Here is a 20,008-nt window from a genome sequence, read left to right as displayed (position 1 = left end):
CAGTTCTTCGCTTTCGCGTTTCCCTTTCCGGCGAGTCCGACTCTATCAGATCCTTTCGGGCCTGATTCCCAGTCAGCGGGGTTCGTCTTCCGGGCCGCTGGGGCCGTTCCGACGAGTGAGACTTTAGCGGAATCCCCGGCCCCGACGCTAATCGGGCCACCTTCGAACACTGATTCCTCATTTCGCACGTGTGCACATAAAAACGCACGACAGAGGTCGCTCGTTTCGAGTGGTTACTGCGGAATGGCTGTCCGGGGACCGACCGGAGTCGGCGCTCACGTCGGACAACTCGGAGAACACTACGGAGCAGTCCCGGGCGTGTCAACCCTGGTTCGGCCGCCTCCGGTGTGGGCCTGTCAGCCCGGGCGGCGTTCTCGGTTACGAGGTGTTCCTCGCGCTCGACGCGACGTGCACCGTCTACGCCGCGGGGCTGGGGGCTCGGTGCCGAAGAGGTGTCGCGGACGAACCCACCGTCGTGGCGTGGCACGGCGGTGGGTTCGCGAGCGAGGTGCGCAGCGAGAAGCCGGCGGCGAAGGAGTAGCGGGTCAGCCGTTGCCCGTGGCCAGCTCGCGGCTGCGGTCGCGGGCAGCCTCCAGGGCGGCGATGAGGGCGGCCCGTACGCCGTGGTTCTCCAGCTCCCGGATGGCGCTGATGGTCGTCCCGGCCGGGCTGGTGACGGCTTCGCGGAGCTTGACCGGGTGTTCGCCGCTGTCCCGGAGCATGACTGCCGCGCCGATGGCGGCCTGGACGATCAGATCGTGGGCCTGTGCGCGGGGCAGGCCGAGCAGGATGCCGGCGTCGGTCATCGCCTCGACGAGGAAGTAGAAGTACGCGGGTCCCGATCCGGAGAGCGCGGTGGCCGCGTCCTGCTGCGATTCGGGGACCCGGAGGGTCTTGCCGACGCCTCCGAAGATCGCTTCGGCATGGTCGAGGTGCTCGGCGGTGGCGTGGCTGCCGGCGGAGATGACGGACATGCCCTCGTCCACCAGGACGGGGGTGTTCGGCATGACCCGTACGACCGGGGTGCCGGAGGTGAGGCTGTCCTCGATGAACCCCGTCGTGATGCCGGCGGCGGCGCTGATGACGAGGCGGTCGGCGGTGACGTGGGGGGCGAGCTCCTCGAGGAGCCGGCCCATGTCCTGGGGCTTGACCGCGAGGATGAGGATGTCGGCGCTCTTGGCCGCCTCGGCGTTGGTGACGGCCTCGACGCCGTAACGGGTGCGGAGCTCCTCGGCGCGCTCGGCGCGGCGGGTGGTCACCAGCAGGTCGCGGGCCCGCCAGCCCGCCCGGATCATGCCGCTGAGCAGCGCCTCGCCGATCTTTCCTGTACCGAGGACTGCGACTGTCTGGGTCATGCGGTTCATCCTCCGGGGGCGGTACGCGGTGCTGATCGTTGGCCGCCATCCTCGCACCGCGTCGTCAGGTGGTGCGGCGGCGAAGGGTGGCGGCGCCCAGGCAGAGGACGAGCAGGGCACAGCCGGCGACGATCAGGATGTCGCGGTAGAAGTCGGCTGTGACGTCGGTGTGGGTGAGGACCTGGTTCATCCCGTCGACGGCGTACGACATCGGCAGGACGTCGGAGACCGCTTCGAGTACGGGGTGCATGCGGTCCCGTGGAGTGAACAGTCCGCAGAGCAGCAGCTGCGGGAAGATCACGGCGGGCATGAACTGGACCGCCTGGAATTCCGAGGCGGCGAAGGCCGAGACGAACAGACCGAGTGCCGTGCCGAGGAGGGCGTCGAGCAGGGCCACCAGGAGCAGCAGCCAGGGTGAGCCGACGACGTCCAGTCCGAGGACCCAGACGGACATCGCGGTGGCCAGGAGGGACTGGGCGACGGCCACGGCGCCGAAGGCCAGGGCGTACCCGGCGATCAGGTCGCCCTTGCCGAGGGGCATGGCGAGGAGGCGCTCGAGGGTGCCGGAGGTGCGTTCGCGGAGGGTGGCGATCGAGGTCACCAGGAACATGGTGATCAGCGGGAAGATGCCGAGCAGTGAGGCACCGATGGCGTCGAAGGTGCCCGTGTCGGCGTCGAAGACGTAACGCAGCAGCGTGATCATCAGGACCGGGACGATCAGCAGCAGCGCGATGGTGCGGGGGTCGTGGCGGAGCTGGCGCAGGACACGTCCGGCGGTGGCGAGGGTCCGGGCCGGGGAGAGTGCGGGGGCGTCGGTACTCATCGGCTCGTCTCCTGGGGGGCGGTGGCGGCTTCGTCCACGGAGGCCTGGTCCACCAGGTGGAGGAATGCCTCTTCGACGGTGGCGGAGCCGGTACGGGCTCGGAGGGCCTCAGGGGTGTTGTCGGCGAGGATCTCGCCCTCGCGCATGAGCAGCAGGCGGTGGCAGCGCTCGGCCTCGTCCATGACGTGGGAGGAGACGAGGATCGTGGTGCCCCGGTCGTCGGCGAGGGTGTGGAAGAGGTTCCACAGATCGCGGCGCAGCACGGGGTCGAGGCCGACGGTCGGCTCGTCGAGGACCAGCAGTTCGGGGGTTCCGAGGAGAGCGACGGCGAGGGAGACGCGACTGCGCTGGCCGCCGGAGAGGGCGGTGGCGAGGGCGTCGGCGTGGCTGGTGAGGTCGACGTCGCCGATGGCGCGGCTGACGGCTTCCTCGCGGAAGGCACGGTGGGCACGCCCGGGCCGCAGCACGGCCGCGAAGTAGTCCAGGTTCTGCCGCACGGTGAGGTCCGCGTAGACCGACGGTGCCTGGGTGACGTAGCCGACGCGTTGCCGCAGGGACGGGTGCCCGGCCGGGCGGCCGAGGACGTCGAGCGTGCCCGTGACCTTGGTCTGGGTGCCGACGACGGCTCGCATGAGCGTGGACTTCCCGCAGCCGGACGGGCCGAGGAGGCCGGTGATCCTGCCCGGCTCGACGGTGAAGTCGAGGCCGCGCAGGACCGTGCGGTCTCCCCGTACGACGGTCAGAGCGCGGGCCGAGACGGCGCTCGTGTCCGCAGTGCGCGACAAATTCATCATGTGATGAATATTGTTCCTGGCGAGGCGGCTCGTCAAGAGGGCCGGACGGCAGCGACCGGTGCGGTCTCCCGGTCATACGGGGCCGGGCTCGGCGGCGGTGCCCTGGGCACCCCGGGCGGGCAGCGGCCGGAGGGCCGCGGCGTACAGGGCGGCGGCACTGTCGAACGAGAGGGGGGCGGGCGTGGACGCGGTCAGGCGTTCCGCCTGTGGGCGCGCGGGCGGCTCACCGGCGTCCGGAGCGCCTTCCCTTGCCGCCCTTGCGGGCCGCCGGATTACCGGTCCGGGACGAGCGGCGCTTCGCGTACCGGGCCAGGGCCGCCTCGTACTCCGTACGCCGCAGCTTCTCGCCCGGCGCCTCGACGAACGAGCGGATGAAGTAGGCGAGGAGCGAGCCGATGAAGCCGATCGACTTGAGGCCGCGCAGCCTGTCCTCCTGGGACGGGTCCGCGGGGCGACGCGTGAAGCCCTCCCAGGTCTTGCGGAAGGCGATGGCACTGCAGATCGCGAACATCAGCACGACCAGCATGCCGACGAAGCTGCCGACCTCGGCGATCTCCAGCCCCTGGTAGGCGAAACGCAGGACGAAGCACGCGGCGACAGCCGCGACGAGCGACCCGACGGTGGCACCCACGCGCCGCAGCCGGTATCCGCCGTCGTGGTCGACCCAGGTCGTACCGAAGAGGCGGAGGGACTCGGGCTGCGGCCCTGGCGTGGTGGCGCCGGAGGGCACGGCCGAGGACGTTCCGGGGGCTTCGCTGTTCTCGCTCACGGAATCGATTATCCCCGGACGTGGTCCGGTTCCGTCAGTCGCAGCGCGGAGCGATGTAGCCGTCGCTGCCCGTCTTGACATAGGCGTCCGACACGAACTGGCCGTTGGCGATGTTGTCCCAGAGGTTCGACGTGCCGTACGGGCCGGACACCCGTTCCCCCGGCTTCTGGCAGTACACCGGGACGCTCATCCCGTACGGCAGCGTCCGGACGATCCCGTACTGCGTGCCGGGCCCCCTGCGCACGTTGACGCGGTACCCCGGAGCGATCGGGTAGACGACGGGGTCCGCGGCGAGCGCCGTGACCTCCTCGCCGGCAACCGTGCCGACGTCCGTGGCGACTGTTCCGACGGTGTTCTCTTCAACACCCATGAGGGCCTCCCCCGTTGAAAGCGATGTGCAGGACGCGCAGGCTAACAAGCCCCACGCTCCTCGCACGCACCATCGACTAGGCTCCGTGCGTCGCGCTTGCGCACGAACACACGGGGGTGGGCGATGCCGCCGCTGCGAGGGACCGGATCACATCCGGAAGCGGAGCATCCTGAGTACGCCGGGCAGTACCGGCTCGAGGCATGTCTCGGCGCGGGCGGCATGGGTGTCGTACACCTGGCGCGCTCCGCCTCCGGGCTTCAGCTCGCGGTGAAGGTGGTGCATCGCCAGCATGCGACGGACCCCGAGTTCAGGGCGCGTTTCCGGCAGGAGGTCGCGGCCGCCCGGCGGGTCAGCGGGGCGTTCACCGCGCCGGTCGTGGACGCCGATCCGGCGGCCGCACTGCCCTGGATGGCCACCCTCTACGTACCCGGCCCGACGCTCGCCGCACAGGTGAAGCGGAACGGACCGATGAGCCCCGCCGAGCTGCGCAGACTCACGGCCGGCCTCGCCGAGGCGTTGCGTGACATCCACCGGGCCGGTGTCATCCACCGGGACCTGAAGCCGAGCAACGTCCTGCTCCCCGACTCCGGGCCCAAGGTCATCGACTTCGGGATCTCCCGCCCGTACGACAGCGACCTCCGCACCGAGACGGGCAAGCTGATCGGCTCGCCGCCGTACATGGCGCCCGAGCAGTTCCAGCGGCCCCGCGAGGTCGGTCCGGCCGCGGACGTCTTCGCGCTGGGGGCGGTGCTCGTCCACGCGGCGACGGGCCGGGGGCCCTTCGACTCGGACAGCCCGTACCTCGTGGCCTACCAGGTGGTGCACGACGAGGCCGATCTCGCGGGAGTGCCGGCGGATCTCTCGCCCCTGATCGGGCGCTGCCTGGCCAAGGATCCGGCGGAGCGCCCCACCCCGGACGAGATCATGGCCGCTCTGCACCCCCCGTCGTACGAGGCGGCCGCCTTCATACCGGTCCAGCGCAGGCCGCTCGCCGCCGAGTCGGGGGGCACGGACACGGGGGCGGACGAGGAGACGACACATGTGCGGGCTGCGGACGGGCTGCCGTCCGGGCCCGGGGTGGCGCGGAGCCGTCGCACACGGCGCCGGCTCACAGCCGTCGCCGCGGCAGCGGTGCTGCTGGCCGGAGGTCTCTGGGCGGCCAGTGCCTGGGGCGGCTCCGGGGCGCCGGAGGCGGAGGCCGGCGCGGAGCAGGAGCGCGCGGCGGCCTTCGTGCCGTGGCAGACACCTCTCCGCTCCCCGGGCAGCTCGACTCCGTCCTGTGCCCCGGGAGCGGGTGCGAACCCCGCCCTGTACTGCGTGACCGCCGGTTTCGGCACGGCCCGGCTGGACCCTTCGGACGGCCGGGTGGTCTGGTCGCACCGGGACACGTCGTCGAGGAGTTCGCAGGGCGCGCGTCCCGTCGGGGCGGTGTCCGGGAGCGCGGCCTACACCGTCGTCGCGGACGGGACGCTGCGCGCGTACTCCCCCGGCAGCGGCACCGAGCTCTGGCACACGGACCTCTCGCCGTACGTCGACACCCCGTTCCCGGCGGGTGACACCCTGCTGACGGTCCGCCAGGACGGCACGCCCCAGGCACTCGACGCGGCGACCGGCGCCTCCAGGTGGCGGCATTCCGTCCCGGGGCACGTCCGGCCGGGTTTCGCCCTGTACGACGCCGGGACCGGTCTCGCGTACGCGTTCGAGAGCTCGGCGCAGGGGGCCACCACCCTGGTCACGGCCGTCGAGGCGAGGACCGGGAAGACGGCCTGGCAGCGCAGGCTGGAAGGGATGCTCACGCCGGCCGGGACATCGGGCGGGTCGCTCCTGCTGACCTCGATGAACGACAGGGCGCAGACCACCGCGCTCGTCCGCTACGACCCGGAGCTGGGGAACACGGCCCGCATCGCGCTGCCCTTCCGGATGAACGGACCGGAGACCGTCGTGGACGGTGACACCGCCCTGCTCCTGGAGCGCGGCGGAACGCTGCTGGCCGTCGACGTCCGCCCTGGTGGAGGGCGGGCCGAGCGGTGGCGGCTGGAGACGGCCGTCGGGATGACCTCGGCGCCCGTTCTCGGAGCGGACGGCCGGCTGTTCTTCTCGGCCGCCGACGGGCGGCTGCTCGCCGTCGACACGGAGCACGGGACGCTGCTCGGCCAGACACGTCCGAGGCTGAGGGAGGGCAAGCTCAGCCACGCCTCGTCCCTGCCCGCGCCCGTCGTCCTGGGCGGGAGCGTCATCGGCACCGCGCCGGACGGGACCGTCTTCACCGTGGACGCGGACGACCCCGCCCACTGGTGAGACCAGGGACGGGGCCGGACGGGGCCGCTGCGGGTCAGCCGAGCTTGGAGACGTCGCGGACCGCGCCCCGGTCCGCGCTCGTGGCCATCGCGGCGTAGGCGCGCAGCGCCGCCGAGACCGGGCGGTCACGGTTCTTCGGCGCGTACACGCCGTTCAGCGCCGCACGGCGGGCGGCGAGGTCCTCGTCCGTGACGAGCAGTTCGATCGAACGGTTCGGGATGTCGATCCGGATCCGGTCGCCGTCCTCGACCAGCGCGATCGCGCCGCCGGAGGCCGCCTCGGGCGAGGCGTGGCCGATGGAGAGGCCCGACGTACCGCCGGAGAAGCGGCCGTCGGTGACGAGCGCGCAGGTCTTGCCGAGGCCGCGGCCCTTGAGGAACGACGTCGGGTAGAGCATCTCCTGCATGCCGGGGCCGCCCTTGGGGCCCTCGTAGCGGATGACGACGACGTCGCCGTCCTTGATCTCCTTGCGGAGGATCTTGTCGACGGCGTCGTCCTGCGACTCGCAGACGACGGCCGGGCCCTCGAAGGTCCAGATCGACTCGTCGACGCCCGCCGTCTTTACGACGCAGCCGTCCACGGCGAGGTTGCCCTTGAGGACCGCGAGGCCGCCGTCCTTGGAGTACGCGTGTTCCAGGTCGCGGATGCAGCCACCGGCCGCGTCCACGTCGAGGGTGTCCCAGCGCTCGGACTGGGAGAAGGCGGTGGCGCTGCGGACACAGCCCGGGGCGGCGTGCCAGAGCTCGACGGCCTCGGGTGACGGGGAGCCGCCGCGGACGTCCCAGTTCTTCAGCCACTCGGCGAGGGTGTCGGAGTGCACCGAGTGCACGTCCTCGTTGAGGAGGCCGGCCCGGTGCAGCTCGCCGAGGAGGGCGGGGATACCGCCCGCCCGGTGGACGTCCTCCATGTAGTACGTGCCGCCGGGGGCGACGTTGGGGGCGACCTTCGACAGACAGGGCACGCGGCGGGAGACCTCGTTGATGTCGTCGAGGTCGTAGGCGAGTTCGGCCTCCTGCGCCGCGGCGAGCAGGTGCAGGATCGTGTTGGTCGAGCCGCCCATGGCGATGTCGAGGGCCATGGCGTTGTCGAACGCGGCACGGGTGCCGATGGCCCGGGGCAGGACGCTCGCGTCGTCCTGCTCGTAGTAGCGCCGGGTGATGTCGACGACCGTGCGGCCCGCGTCCTCGTACAGCGCCTTGCGGGCAGTGTGCGTGGCGAGGACGGAACCGTTGCCCGGGAGCGAGAGGCCGAGGACCTCGGTCAGACAGTTCATCGAGTTGGCGGTGAACATGCCGGAGCAGCTGCCGCAGGTGGGGCAGGCGTTCTCCTCGATGCGGAGGATGTCCTCGTCGGAGATGCTCTCGTCGACCGCGTCGCTGATCGCGTTGACCAGGTCGAGCTTGCGGACCGTGCCGTCGACGAGGGTGGCCTTGCCGGCCTCCATCGGACCGCCGGAGACGAACACCGTGGGGATGTTGAGGCGCATCGCGGCCATCAGCATGCCGGGAGTGATCTTGTCGCAGTTGGAGATGCAGATCAGGGCGTCGGCGCAGTGGGCCTCGACCATGTACTCGACACTGTCCGCGATCAGGTCGCGGGAGGGCAGGCTGTAGAGCATGCCGTTGTGCCCCATGGCGATGCCGTCGTCCACCGCGATGGTGTTGAACTCGCGGGGCACCGCGCCCGCGGCCTTGATCGCCTCGGAGACGATCCGGCCGACGGGGGCGAGGTGGGTGTGGCCCGGCACGAACTCGGTGAAGGAGTTGGCCACCGCGATGATCGGCTTGCCGATGTCCTCACTGGCTACGCCGGACGCTCGCATAAGGGCACGGGCGCCCGCCATGTTGCGGCCGTGGGTGACAGTGCGGGACCTCAGCTGGGGCATCGTCGCTCGCTCCTTCGACAGAAAAGACTGTCTCCGAGCGTACGCCCCTCGTGCCAAGATCTGGACATACTGTCCGACAGGCGGGACGGGGCGTTCGATGGGCGGGCAGGTGACGGGCCCCCGGATCAGCCGTCCCGCAGATACCTCTGGAGCGTGGGGGCCACCGTCGCGATGATCTCCTCGGGGTCCGCGGAGGCCAGCGGCTCCGCCTGGACGACGTACCGCAGGAGCGCGATGCCGAGCAGGTGCGAGGCCGCCAGCTCGACGCGGAAGGCCGGGTCGGGCACGTCCAGCTGCGTCGCGATCCGCTCCAGCATCCGGCGCAGCACGAAGGTGCGCAGCACTTTCGCCGCCGCCTCGTGCGTGAGCGCCGAGCGCAGGACCGCCAGCAGCGGGGCCCGGGACACCGGGTTCTCCCACACGCCGATGAAATACCGGGCCATCCGCTCCCCGAGGTCCTCCGACGGTCCGCCGAGGACCTCGGGGATGACGAGGGCGGGCTCGAAGGAGAGCTCGACGGCCGCGGCGAACACCTCGTCCTTGGTCCCGAAGTAGTGGTGGACCAGGGCGGCGTCGACCTCAGCCGCCCTGGCGATGCCCCGGACCGACGTCTTGTCGTAACCGCGTTCGGCGAATTCCGTGCGGGCCGCCTCCAGGATCCGGGTCCTGGTGTCGGGGCCGGTGGTGTCCTCCGTACGGGAGGGGCGGCCCCTGCGCCGGGGGGACGGGCCGTCTGCGCCGGGAGTCACGGGCGGGGTGCCCGTGCCGGCGACGCCAGGTGGAGGCGGGTGAAGGCGAGCGCTTCGGCGAGATCGGCCTCACGTTCGGCCGAGGACATGGCGCGGCGGGTGTTGACCTCGATGACCACATGGCCGTCGAAACCGGTGCGGGCCAGCCGCTCCAGCAGTTCCGCGCACGGCTGGTCGCCCCGGCCCGGCACCAGGTGTTCGTCCTTGGCCGAGCCCTTGCCGTCGGCGAGGTGGACATGGGCGAGCCGGTCGCCCATCCGGTCCACCATCGCCAGGCTGTCGGTGCGCGCGGTCGCGGTGTGCGAGAGGTCCACCGTGAAGTGCCGGTAGTCGTCGTTGCTGACGTCCCAGGCGGGGGCGTACGCCAGCATCTCGCGGTCCCGGTAACGCCACGGGTACATGTTCTCCACCGCGAAGCGCACGTCGGTCTCGCCCGCCATGCGCCAGATGCCGGTGACGAAGTCGCGGGCGTAGTTGCGCTGCCACCGGAACGGCGGGTGGACGACCACCGCCGAGGCACCGAGCTTCTCCGCGGCGGCCCTGGCCCGCTGGAGCTTCACCCACGGGTCGGTGGACCAGACCCGCTGGGTGATCAGCAGACAGGGCGCGTGCACCGCCAGGATCGGCACCTGGTGGTAGTCCGACAGCCGCTTCAACGCCTCGATGTCCTGGCTGACGGGGTCGGTCCAGACCATGACCTCGACGCCGTCGTACCCGAGGCGCGCGGCGATCTCGAAGGCCGTCGCCGTCGACTCCGGATAAACGGAAGCCGTCGACAGGGCGACCTTCGCAGCCGGGATGCGCACCACTGGTTCTGCCACCTGGCCAGGGTACGGGCAGCCGTACGCGACGCCGAGGGAGCCCGGCTGAAAGTGACAAGGACCATGAGCGGCGGCGGCCGGGATCAGGTCAGGGCAACCTGCTCCGCCGGCAGGTGGTCGAGGCGGCGCAGGATGACCCCCTCGCGCAGCGCCCAGGGGCATATCTCCAGCTCCTCGACCCCGAACAGGTCCATGGCGCCCTCGGCGACCAGGGCTCCGGCCAGGAGCTGTGCGGCACGCCCCTCGGTGACCCCTGGCAGGTTCCCCCGCTGCGCGACGGTCATCGAGGACAGCTTCGGCACCCACTCCTCCAGGGCCTTGCGGGTGAGGACGCGCTGCACGTAGAGCCCCTCGGCGGAGCGCGCTGCGCCCGTGATCCTGGCGAGCTGCCGGAAGGTCTTGGAGGTCCCCACGACACGGTCGGGCGGGCCCAGCCGGGTGAACTCGCCGACCGTACGGGCGATACCGGCCCGGACATGGCGGCGGAGCGCCCGTACGGCGGTCGGGTCCGGCGGATCGCCCGGGAGCCAGCCGGCGGTGAGGCGGCCGGCGCCGAACGGCAGCGAGACGGCGGCGTCGGGCTCCTCGTCCATCCCGTAGCCGACCTCCAGCGAACCGCCGCCGATGTCGAGGACGAGCAGCTTGCCCGCGGACCAGCCGAACCAGCGGCGGGCGGCCAGGAACGTCAGCCGGGCCTCCTCCGCACCGCTGAGGACGGCGAGGGCGACGCCGGTCTCGTCCCGCACCCGGGCCAGCACCTCGTCCGCGTTGCCCGCCTCCCGCACGGCCGAGGTGGCGAAGGCGAGCACGTCCTCGCAGCCCTTGTCCTCGGCTGCCTGGAGGGCGTCGGCGACCGTGGTCACCAGGCGGTTCACGCCCTTGGGGCCGATCGCACCGTCCTTGTCGAGCAGTTCGGCGAGCCGCAGTTCCGCTTTGTGCGAGTGGGCGGGCTGGGGGCGGGCACCGGGGTGCGCGTCGACCACCAGAAGGTGCACCGTGTTCGACCCCACATCGAGGACTCCGAGTCTCATACGGGAACGCTACTGCGGCTTACTCTGGGCACGTGCCAAAGACGAAAAAGGCGAAGCCGGACAAAGTCACGAAGAAGCAGCAGAAAACGAAGCAGGAGATGCGGCAGCCGGAAGCAACGGGGCCGGACGGGCCCGACGAGAAGGGCCTCGACTTCGCGCGGGCCTGGGTCGAATTCCCCGACCCCGCCGACGACGAGCAGGTCTTCCGGTGTGATCTGACCTGGCTGACGTCCAGGTGGACCTGTGTCTTCGGCAGCGGCTGCCAGGGCATCCAGGCGGGCCGTGCGGACGACGGCTGCTGCACGCTGGGCGCGCACTTCTCGGACAAGGACGACGAGGAGCGGGTGGCCGGGCACGTCGCGCGGCTCACGCCGGAGCTGTGGCAGTTCCACGACGTCGGCACGAAGACGGGCTGGGTCGGCGTCGACGAGGACGGCGAGCGCCAGACGCGGCGCTGGGAGGGCTCCTGCATCTTCCAGAACCGCCCCGGTTTCGCGGGGGGCATGGGCTGTTCCCTGCACATCCTGGCCCTCAAGGAGGGCAAGGAGCCGCTGGAGACCAAGCCGGACGTGTGCTGGCAGCTGCCGGTCCGCCGTACGTACGACTGGATCGAGCGGCCCGACGACACGCGCGTGCTCCAGGTGTCGATCGGGGAGTACGACCGCCGGGGCTGGGGTCCGGGCGGGCACGACCTGCACTGGTGGTGCACGTCGGCGACGTCCGCGCACGGGGCCGGTGACCCGGTCTACGTGTCCTACCGTCCCGAGCTCACCGAGATGATGGGCGAGGAGGCCTACGCCCGGCTGGCCGAGCTGTGCGAGCAGCGGCTGTCGTCGCTGCTGCCGATGGCGCCGCATCCGGCCGATCCCGCCTGAGTCCTTCCCGCTGCCGCCCTTCCGCGGTGGCCCGGGGGCCGCGGACAAACGTTCCGCCTCGCTCCCGGGGCGCCGCTGCGTCATCCGGCCGGTCCGGACGGCGAGCCCGGGTCCGTCGTCGCGCCGGAGGACGGCACGGGCTCGCCGGGTCCGCCGGACGGTGGCGGTGTGGGGCCGGGAGCGCCCGGTGTGTCCGTCGGCGGACCGGTCGGCGTGGGCGTCGGGTCCGGTGGGCCGGTGGGGTTCGTGGGGGACGGGGCCGGATCCGTCGACGACGGCGGGGCGGACGGCGTGGGGCTCGGGGACTCCGAGGACGGATCCACGTCCTGGGACGGCTCCGGGCTGCCCGGCCGCGGGGACGTGGCGCCGTATCCGGCGACCGCGACCGCGGATCCCGACGGGTCGAGCAGGACCCGGGCACTCCACGGGCCCCGCGGCTCGGCCGCGCTGTCCACGAACACGTGGAAGGTGACGCTCCGGCCCGGGGTGAGCGTGCCGGACGTGCGGCTGAGGCGCAGCCACGAGGCGTCCGCCCGCGCCGACCAGGCGACCGCCTCGGATCCGGTGGCGGTCAGGGTGATCGCCGTACGGCCGCCGGACGAGCGGGCCGAGACGGCGAGCGGACTCGTCCCGGCCGGGCCGTCGCCGACACTGATCACCTCGGCCGAGACGGTCGGTGCCCCGGGCTCCTCCGTGAAACCGCCGTGGCCGTCGGGGCGGGCGTTGCCCGCGTGCTCGTAGTGCTCGTACGGGTCGCCTTCGGAGCCCGGTTCCCCGTCCACGTCCGTCGCGGTGACCGAGGTGTCCCGGCCCTCTCCGGTCAGCGGCGCGCCCCGGTAGGCGGCCCACAGGGCGATCACCGGGGCCGCGACGACCGCCGCCACCACCGTCGTCGTGACGACCCGCGCGCGCAGTCGGTTCCGGCGCGCGGCGTGGTCCTTGGGGTCCAGGGGGAAGCCCGTCCGGCCGAAGCGCGGGGCGCCGGACCGGATCCTCCGGGCGTGCGCCAGCGCGACGCGCACCGAGGGACGGGGCGCCTCCACGACCGGCAGCGCGGCGACCGGGGTGACGGTCGCGCCGGGCCAGGGCCCGGCCGCGCCGACCCGCTCGGCGGCGAGGCGGCAGCGGGGGCAGTCGTCGACGTGCCGGACGAGCTCCCGGTGCAGGGCCGCCGGGAGCAGCACCTGGTGGGCGCCGGTGAGCCGGGCGACGGCGGGGCAGTCACCCGTCTCGACGACGGCGAGGGCGGCCCGGGTGCGCTCCACCTCGCAGGCCGCGCCGGACAGGAGCTCCCGGGCGCTGCCGGGTTCGAGGCCGAGTACGGCGGCGACGGCGCGCGGGGTGAGCCCGTGGCGTACGGCGAGCTCCAGGGCCTCTCGCTGCTCGGGGGTGGTGCCGGCGGCCTCGGGCCAGGCCAGCTGGGCGAGCTCGCGGCGACGCGCTTCGGCCGCCAGGGACTCCGCCGGACAGCCGGCGGGCTCCTCGGCGGCGCCGTGGGTGCCGGGACCGGTCTGGGGGAAGCGACGTCCCCGGGTGCCGGACGTACGGGCGCCCTCCCCTGGGGTGCCGCCACGCGGGGCCGCCGGCCGCCGGTGCGCCTGACGGCCCCGCCGCTGCTCGGTGAGGGCCCGCAGACACGTCCATCTGGCCAGGGCGTACAGCCAGGATTTACGTTCCTCCTCGGCCGCGGGGCACCGGCCGTCCTGCCGTTCGGCGATCGCCAGGACCGCGCCGAGCGCCTCGGTGGCGGCCTCGTGGTCGCAGAGCACGGAGAGGCAGTAGGTGAACAAGCCGTCCAGATAGGGCTCGTCACGTGCGGGCGTCCGCCGCTCCGACGATGGGGCCTCGCGGCGGTGCGCCCGGTGTGCGCCGGTGGTGTGCGTGGGGGGCTCCAGTCTGCTGCTCGTCACGTGGCGACCGTAGGCAGGTACGGCCGGGACCCCGACGGCTCTTTCCGACATTCAACCCTTACGGGTGGCGATCTCACTCGAAAGAGGACAGCAATCCCGGATTCCACCGGGACTACCGCATCGGGCACATGTTCGGCTCCCGCGCCCGCGACCGGCGCTGTCAGTCCTCACCTATACGGTGGCGCCATGGCTGCCCGTACGAAATCCGCGAAGGACCGCCCGTCCTACCGCTGCACCGAATGCGGCTGGACGACCGCCAAATGGCTCGGCCGCTGCCCGGAGTGCCAGGCGTGGGGGACGGTCGAGGAGTTCGGCGGCGCCCCCGCGGTGCGTACGACGGCCGCCGGCCGGGTCTCCACCGCCGCCGTGCCGATCGGCCAGGTGGACAGCCGCCAGGCCACGGCGCGCTCGACCGGTGTCGGTGAGCTGGACCGGGTGCTCGGCGGAGGACTCGTCCCCGGCGCGGTCGTGCTGCTCGCCGGCGAGCCGGGCGTCGGCAAGTCGACGCTGCTCCTGGACGTGGCCGCCAAGGCGGCGAGCGACGACCACCGCACCCTCTACGTCACGGCCGAGGAGTCCGCCAGCCAGGTGCGGATGCGGGCCGACCGGATCCGGGCGATCAACGACCACCTGTATCTGGCCGCCGAGACCGACCTCTCCGCGGTCCTGGGGCACCTGGACGCGGTCAAGCCGTCCCTCCTCGTCCTCGACTCCGTGCAGACGGTCGCCTCTCCGGAGATCGACGGCGCGCCCGGCGGCATGGCGCAGGTCCGCGAGGTCGCTGGAGCGCTCATCAGGGCCTCCAAGGAGCGCGGCATGTCGACGCTCCTGGTCGGCCATGTGACCAAGGACGGCGCGATCGCGGGGCCGCGGCTCCTGGAGCACCTCGTCGACGTGGTGCTGTCCTTCGAGGGCGACCGGCACGCACGCCTGCGGCTCGTACGGGGCGTCAAGAACCGCTACGGCGCCACGGACGAGGTCGGCTGCTTCGAGCTGCACGACGAGGGCATCACCGGCCTCGCCGATCCCTCCGGGCTCTTCCTCACCCGTCGCGACGAGCCCGTCCCGGGCACCTGCCTCACGGTCACCCTGGAGGGCAAGCGCCCCCTCGTCGCCGAGGTGCAGGCGCTGACGGTCGACTCCCAGATCCCCTCGCCCCGGCGCACCACCTCGGGCCTGGAGACCTCCCGGGTCTCGATGATGCTGGCCGTCCTCGAACAGCGGGGCCGGATCAGCGCCCTCGGCAAGCGGGACATCTACAGCGCGACGGTGGGCGGCGTGAAGCTCACCGAGCCGGCCGCGGACCTCGCGATCGCCCTGGCCCTGGCCAGCGCGGCCAGCGACACACCGCTCCCGAAGAACCTGGTCGCGATCGGTGAAGTGGGCCTGGCCGGGGAGGTCAGAAGGGTGACGGGCGTCCAGCGCAGGCTGGCGGAGGCGTACCGTCTCGGGTTCAAGCACGCCCTCGTCCCGAGGGACCCGGGGCAGGTCCCGGCCGGTATGAAGGTCACAGAAGTGGCCGACATGGGCGATGCCCTGAGAGTCCTCCCCCGTAGGTCTCGGCCGGACGGACCACAGGAGGACGGCGCACGCCGGTAGACTTTGCCCTGGTCTCGCCCGCCCGTACGAACGGTATGAGGGACGCAAGGGCACCGCAAACCTGTGACCGGAGGAGTGCAGTGGCAGCCAACGACCGGGCAGCATCGCCCGGAAAGTCCGGCCAAGGCACGGGGAACGAGGCGCTGATGCGCGCCTCGTTGAGCGCGGTCGCGCCCGGAACGGCCCTCCGCGACGGCCTGGAGCGCATCCTCCGCGGCAACACCGGCGGACTGATCGTGCTCGGCATGGACAAGACCGTCGAATCCATGTGTACCGGCGGCTTCGTGCTCGACGTGGAGTTCACCTCGACGCGCCTGCGCGAACTGTGCAAGCTGGACGGCGCGATGATCCTCGACAAGGACATGACCAAGATCCTGCGGGCCGGCGTGCAGCTGGTCCCGGACGCCTCCATCCCGACCGAGGAGACCGGCACCCGTCATCGCACGGCGGACCGCGTCTCCAAGGCGTGTGGCTTCCCGGTGGTGTCGGTCTCCCAGTCGATGCGTCTGATCGCGCTGTACGTGGACGGTGAGCGGCGGGTCCTCGAGGAGTCCTCAGCGATCCTGTCGCGCGCCAATCAGGCACTCGCCACCCTGGAGCGGTACAAGCTCAGGCTGGACGAGGTCGCCGGGACGCTCTCCGCGCTGGAGATCGAGGACCTGGTGACGGTCCGGGACGTGACGGCGGTCTCTCAGCGGCTGGAGATGGTGCGGCGGATCGCGACAGAGATCGCCGAGTACGTGGTGGAGCTGGGCACCGACGGTCGCCTCCTGTCCCTCCAACTCGACGAGTTGATCGCGGGCGTGGAGCCGGAGCGGGAGCTGGTCGTACGCGACTACGTACCCGAGCCGACCGCGAAACGGTCCCGTACGGTCCCTGAGGCGCTGGCCGAGCTCGACACGCTCACCCACACCGAGCTTCTCGAACTCCCCGTGGTGGCCAGGGCGCTGGGCTACAGCGGGTCGCCGGAGACGCTGGACTCGGCGGTCTCCCCGCGGGGCTTCCGGCTCCTGGCGAAGGTGCCGCGGCTGCCCGGGGCGATCATCGAGCGACTGGTGGAACACTTCGGCGGCCTGCAGAAGCTGCTCGCCGCGAGCGTGGACGACCTCCAGGCCGTGGACGGGGTCGGCGAGGCGCGGGCCCGCAGCGTCCGGGAGGGCCTTTCGCGGCTGGCGGAGTCCTCGATCCTGGAGCGGTACGTCTGAGGCCGGCGGGTAGGGCCCCACCGGTTCCGGTGGGGCCCTACCGGCTTGTCAGTCCTTCGCCAGCACGAACGAGGCGCGCTGCACGGTCTCGCCCGGCACCTCGGCCTCCAGCAGGTACGTCCCGGGGCCCGCGGCCTTCACCGGCGGTGTCGCGCACTTGGGCGCACTCCCCTTGCGGTCCCACTCCACGGTGTGGACGACCGTCGCTCCGGCGGGGACCCGCAGGAACAGGGCGCCGTTCTTCGGGCAGTCCTTCGAGGTCCACACCCGCTCGTCGTCCTCACCGGCTTCGGTGATCGTGAGCACCGCGCTCTTCGGACCGAAGTCGGCCTTGCAGTCGGCAGCCGAGGTGTTCCTGGCGCTCAGCCGGAACTCGGGCTTGTCGTCGGGTCCGTAGCTGATGTCCGTCTTCAGGCTCAACCGCAGCACGGCCGGCTTGCAGTCGGGGAGCGTCGAGCCGGCCGGAACCTGCTGGCCGCCCGTACTGCCTCCGGTACTGCCGCCGGTGCCCGCGCCCGTACCGGCCGATGCGGAGCCGTCCGCTCCAGCGGTGTCCGATCCCGCCGCGCCGCCCGTCCCGGTGCTTCCGCCGCCGTCCGCGGATCCCGTGCCCGTGCCGGCTCCGGGGCTCCCCGACTCGTCGCGCCCGCCAGGGGGTTGGCCGGCGACCGGACCGGAGCTCGACGGTCCCGGAGTGATGGACGGAGCGGGTACGGAGCCTCCGGGCTTCCCGTCGTCCTGCCCGCCGTCGTCGCCGCCACCCGTCGTGGTGACGGCCCATGCGACCAGCGCCGCGAGCAGCACGACCACCAGCACCGCTACTGTTCTCCGACGCCAGTAGATGCTGGAGGGAAGCGGCCCGACCGGATTGCGCATAGATCCCACGGACCGAACTGTACGAGAGATCCACGCCAACTCCGGCCCCCAACCGCCGCTCTGATCGACAAGTTTTCCGGATCATCATCACGGAGCGGCCGTTCGCGGGGCGCTTTTAGCCGCTTTGCCCCGGCTCGGGTCCTCCAGGGGCTCGCGAGGGGTCAGAACGGGTGGCGTTATCACCCCCTGAGCCGTCAGCCGGGCCGACACCCCCGTAGCCGTGCCCGATGTCCCGCCTTCCGTGCCAGGATCGTAGGTGCGATGACTGCCACGACTTCGACACAGACGCCCCCCGCCTCCCTCCATGCCCCCGTCATCGGGTGGTTCGAGCAGCACGCCCGCGATCTGCCCTGGCGCCGCCCCGAAGCGGGTGCCTGGGGTGTGATGGTTAGCGAATTCATGCTGCAGCAGACCCCGGTGAACCGAGTCCTTCCGGTCTACGAACAGTGGATGGCCCGCTGGCCGCGCCCGGCGGACCTCTCCGCCGACGCACCGGGGGAAGCGGTCCGCGCCTGGGGCCGGCTCGGTTACCCGCGCCGCGCGCTGCGCCTGCACGGGGCCGCGCAGGCGATAGCGGAACGCCACGGCGGTGACGTGCCGAGCGAGCACGGCCAGCTGCTCGCACTTCCCGGGATCGGGGAGTACACGGCCGCGGCCGTGGCCTCGTTCGCGTACGGGCAGCGGCATGCCGTGCTCGACACGAACGTCCGCAGGGTGTTCGCCCGGGCGGCCACCGGCATCCAGTACCCGCCGAACGCGACCACCGCGGCCGAGCGCAAACTCGCCCGTGCGCTGCTCCCCGATGAGGACGAGCGCGCCGCCCGCTGGGCGGCGGCCACGATGGAACTCGGCGCACTGGTGTGCACCGCGAAGAACGAGGACTGCTCGCGCTGCCCGATCTCCGGCCAGTGCGCATGGCGGCTGGCCGGGAAGCCCGCCCACCAGGGGCCACCGCGCCGGGGCCAGACCTATGCCGGTACGGACCGGCAGGTGCGGGGGCGGCTGCTCGCGGTGCTCCGCGACGCGGTCACACCGGTGCCGCAGTCTGCGCTGGACGCGGTGTGGGAGGAACCCGTGCAGCGGGCGCGCGCCCTGGACGGGCTCGTCGCCGACGGGCTGGTCGAGCCGCTGGCGAACGGCCGGTACCGGCTTCCGCTGACCTGACCCGACCTGACCCGACCACCCTTCGGCGGACCGGGCCTGTGCAGCGGCTGTCCAGCGGCTGTTACACAACCGATGGACAGCCGTGCGTCCGCCTACGGCTGCTCCGCACAGCCTCGTGACAACGCCTCCGTAGCGTCGCTGACGTCGGCACGGGACCACCCGGCCGACGGCGGTACACGGGGATTCACGGGGACGGAGGCGGTCGTAATGGCGCAGGGCGAGGTGCTCGGATTCGAGGAGTACGTACGGACGAGGCAGGACGCGCTGTTGCGCAGTGCCCGTCGGCTCGTGCCCGATCCCGTGGACGCGCAGGACCTGCTGCAGACCGCGCTGGTCCGCACCTTCGGCCGCTGGGACGGCATCGCGGACAAGTCCCTCGCCGACGCCTATCTGCGCCGCGTCATGATCAACACGCGTACGGAGTGGTGGCGGGCCCGCAAGCTCGACGAGGTCCCCACCGAGCAGCTTCCCGACGCGAGCGTCGACGACGGCTCCGAGCAGCGGGCCGACCGTGCCCTGCTCATGGACGTCCTCGGGGTCCTGGCTCCGAAGCAGCGCAGCGTCGTCGTGCTGCGACACTGGGAGCAGATGAGCACGGAGGAGACGGCAGCGGCGCTCGGTATGTCCCCCGGTACGGTGAAGAGCACGCTGCACCGCGCCCTGGCACGACTGCGCCTGGAGCTGGAGGACCGTGCGGCCCGGAGCCGGGAGGCCGAGGAGGTACCGGCGCGGATACCGGCGCAGCGGAACAGGCGTCATGACGAGCGGGGGCGGGAGCGGTGCGCGGCCTGACGGGCAGCAGAACGGGCACGACGGCCGGCCGCCGGAGGCGGCTGCGAGCCGGTCCTGCGGCGGGGGGCACGGCGGCGGCCGGGCTCGCCGCCTTCGGGCTGTTCTGCGCCGGCTGCTCCGCCGGAGGCACGGGCACGCGCGACGAGGGAGCGGCGAGCACCCAGCAGGTCGCCCGGGCCACACCGTCCAGCACGGCCCCCACCGGGACGGCGAAGCCGGCCCCGCGGGTCAACGCCGTGATGCTCGTCAAGGGCGACCCGAAGGCGAGCCGGCAGCTCAAGGACGACCTGAAGCCCTGCGCCGGTGACGAGTACCCGGTCGACACCTCGTACGGCACACTCACCGACGGCACGGCGACGGATGTCGTGGTCAACGTGATGACCTGCGGGGACTCGGTGGGAGTCGGCACCTACGTCTACCGGCGGACGGCCGACGGTTCGTACGGGAACGTCTTCGCCGCCGAGGTGCCCGCGGTCTACGGCACCATCGACCGGGGCGATCTGGTGGTGACGACACAGGTGTACGGATCGAAGGACTCGGTCGCCTACCCCTCCGGGGAGGACGTCGTCACCTACCGCTGGACCGCCGGCCGGTTCACCGAGACCGACCGGGTGCACAACGATTTCAACAGGGCCGTCGGCAGCGGGGAAGGCGCACTCCCCGCACCGCAGACGACGCAGAACTGAGGACCG

At 72.2% G+C, this 20,008-nt stretch carries 19 protein-coding genes; 7 read left to right on the top strand and 12 right to left on the bottom strand.

Going from position 1 to position 20,008, the window contains the following annotated elements:
* Positions 1-545 precede the first annotated feature (545 nt).
* From proC to ACFYSH_RS27260, 6 genes are all read right to left on the bottom strand, one after another.
* Positions 546-1,355 (bottom strand): pyrroline-5-carboxylate reductase, encoded by an 810-nt coding sequence (proC, locus tag ACFYSH_RS27285; RefSeq protein WP_359469349.1) that lies wholly within the window; start codon positions 1,353-1,355, stop codon positions 546-548.
* 64 nt (positions 1,356-1,419) lie between these two features.
* Positions 1,420-2,178, bottom strand: coding sequence for an ABC transporter permease (locus tag ACFYSH_RS27280; protein WP_359469347.1), 759 nt, complete (start codon positions 2,176-2,178; stop codon positions 1,420-1,422).
* A complete protein-coding gene (locus ACFYSH_RS27275) occupies positions 2,175-2,972 on the bottom strand; it encodes an ABC transporter ATP-binding protein (RefSeq protein ID WP_388755971.1) in 798 nt (265 codons plus the stop codon). The genes ACFYSH_RS27280 and ACFYSH_RS27275 overlap by 4 nt, the downstream gene beginning before the upstream one ends.
* 223 nt (positions 2,973-3,195) lie before the next feature.
* Entirely contained in the window at positions 3,196-3,741 is a 546-nt protein-coding gene (locus ACFYSH_RS27270; protein ID WP_388755969.1) for a hypothetical protein, read from the bottom strand.
* A gap of 34 nt (positions 3,742-3,775) precedes the next feature.
* Entirely contained in the window at positions 3,776-4,111 is a 336-nt protein-coding gene (locus ACFYSH_RS27265; RefSeq protein ID WP_359469340.1) for an SH3 domain-containing protein, read from the bottom strand.
* 147 nt (positions 4,112-4,258) lie between these two features.
* Entirely contained in the window at positions 4,259-4,393 is a 135-nt protein-coding gene (locus ACFYSH_RS27260; RefSeq protein ID WP_388755995.1) for a hypothetical protein, read from the bottom strand.
* Here ACFYSH_RS27260 and ACFYSH_RS27255 point away from each other — a divergent pair.
* A complete protein-coding gene (locus ACFYSH_RS27255; protein WP_388755992.1) occupies positions 4,331-6,409 on the top strand; it encodes a PQQ-binding-like beta-propeller repeat protein in 2,079 nt (692 codons plus the stop codon). The genes ACFYSH_RS27260 and ACFYSH_RS27255 overlap by 63 nt on opposite strands.
* Positions 6,410-6,443: 34 nt before the next feature.
* On the opposite strand, the gene ilvD is transcribed toward ACFYSH_RS27255, so the two are convergent.
* The 4 genes from ilvD to ACFYSH_RS27235 all read right to left on the bottom strand — a co-directional run bounded on the left by ilvD (position 6,444) and on the right by ACFYSH_RS27235 (position 10,895).
* The gene (gene ilvD, locus ACFYSH_RS27250) at positions 6,444-8,294 is read right to left on the bottom strand and encodes a dihydroxy-acid dehydratase (RefSeq protein WP_359469338.1); all 1,851 of its coding nucleotides are present in this window, start codon (positions 8,292-8,294) and stop codon (positions 6,444-6,446) included.
* Positions 8,295-8,419: 125 nt separating this feature from the next.
* The gene (locus tag ACFYSH_RS27245; RefSeq protein ID WP_359469335.1) at positions 8,420-9,043 is read right to left on the bottom strand and encodes a TetR family transcriptional regulator; all 624 of its coding nucleotides are present in this window, start codon (positions 9,041-9,043) and stop codon (positions 8,420-8,422) included.
* Complete coding sequence (locus tag ACFYSH_RS27240; RefSeq protein WP_359469380.1) at positions 9,040-9,852, bottom strand: sugar phosphate isomerase/epimerase; 813 nt, start codon at positions 9,850-9,852, stop codon at positions 9,040-9,042. The genes ACFYSH_RS27245 and ACFYSH_RS27240 overlap by 4 nt, the downstream gene beginning before the upstream one ends.
* A 95-nt stretch (positions 9,853-9,947) precedes the next feature.
* A complete protein-coding gene (locus tag ACFYSH_RS27235) occupies positions 9,948-10,895 on the bottom strand; it encodes a Ppx/GppA phosphatase family protein (protein WP_359469333.1) in 948 nt (315 codons plus the stop codon).
* 32 nt (positions 10,896-10,927) lie between these two features.
* On the opposite strand from ACFYSH_RS27235, the gene ACFYSH_RS27230 reads away from it, so the two are divergent.
* On the top strand, positions 10,928-11,770 hold the full coding sequence (locus ACFYSH_RS27230) for a hypothetical protein (protein ID WP_359469331.1): 843 nt from the start codon (positions 10,928-10,930) through the stop codon (positions 11,768-11,770).
* Between the two features lie 80 nt (positions 11,771-11,850).
* Here ACFYSH_RS27230 and ACFYSH_RS27225 read toward each other — a convergent pair whose 3' ends face one another.
* Positions 11,851-13,731 (bottom strand): hypothetical protein, encoded by a 1,881-nt coding sequence (locus tag ACFYSH_RS27225; protein WP_388755964.1) that lies wholly within the window; start codon positions 13,729-13,731, stop codon positions 11,851-11,853.
* Between the two features lie 135 nt (positions 13,732-13,866).
* Here ACFYSH_RS27225 and radA point away from each other — a divergent pair, with 135 nt between their 5' ends.
* Together radA and disA are read left to right on the top strand one after the other, a co-directional pair.
* Entirely contained in the window at positions 13,867-15,279 is a 1,413-nt protein-coding gene (gene radA, locus ACFYSH_RS27220) for a DNA repair protein RadA (protein ID WP_104786887.1), read from the top strand.
* An 80-nt stretch (positions 15,280-15,359) separates the two neighbouring features.
* Positions 15,360-16,484, top strand: a complete 1,125-nt coding sequence (gene disA / locus ACFYSH_RS27215; RefSeq protein WP_359469325.1) for a DNA integrity scanning diadenylate cyclase DisA — start codon at positions 15,360-15,362, stop codon at positions 16,482-16,484.
* A 48-nt stretch (positions 16,485-16,532) separates the two neighbouring features.
* On the opposite strand, the gene ACFYSH_RS27210 is transcribed toward disA, so the two are convergent.
* The gene (locus tag ACFYSH_RS27210) at positions 16,533-17,360 is read right to left on the bottom strand and encodes a hypothetical protein (protein WP_388755988.1); all 828 of its coding nucleotides are present in this window, start codon (positions 17,358-17,360) and stop codon (positions 16,533-16,535) included.
* 261 nt (positions 17,361-17,621) lie between these two features.
* Between ACFYSH_RS27210 and ACFYSH_RS27205 the strand changes: the two genes are divergently transcribed.
* The 3 genes from ACFYSH_RS27205 (at position 17,622) to ACFYSH_RS27195 (ending at position 20,002) form a co-directional block, all read left to right on the top strand.
* Positions 17,622-18,524, top strand: coding sequence for an A/G-specific adenine glycosylase (locus tag ACFYSH_RS27205; protein ID WP_359469322.1), 903 nt, complete (start codon positions 17,622-17,624; stop codon positions 18,522-18,524).
* Between the two features lie 207 nt (positions 18,525-18,731).
* Positions 18,732-19,316, top strand: a complete 585-nt coding sequence (locus ACFYSH_RS27200; RefSeq protein WP_359469374.1) for a SigE family RNA polymerase sigma factor — start codon at positions 18,732-18,734, stop codon at positions 19,314-19,316.
* On the top strand, positions 19,304-20,002 hold the full coding sequence (locus ACFYSH_RS27195) for a hypothetical protein (RefSeq protein WP_388755959.1): 699 nt from the start codon (positions 19,304-19,306) through the stop codon (positions 20,000-20,002). The genes ACFYSH_RS27200 and ACFYSH_RS27195 overlap by 13 nt, the downstream gene beginning before the upstream one ends.
* The last annotated feature ends 6 nt before the right edge of the window (positions 20,003-20,008 follow it).

The sequence above is a fragment of the Streptomyces sp. NPDC005791 genome (assembly GCF_042871485.1).
Classification (GTDB): Bacteria; Actinomycetota; Actinomycetes; order Streptomycetales; family Streptomycetaceae; genus Streptomyces.
This window is presented reverse-complemented; position numbering and strand designations above follow the sequence as displayed.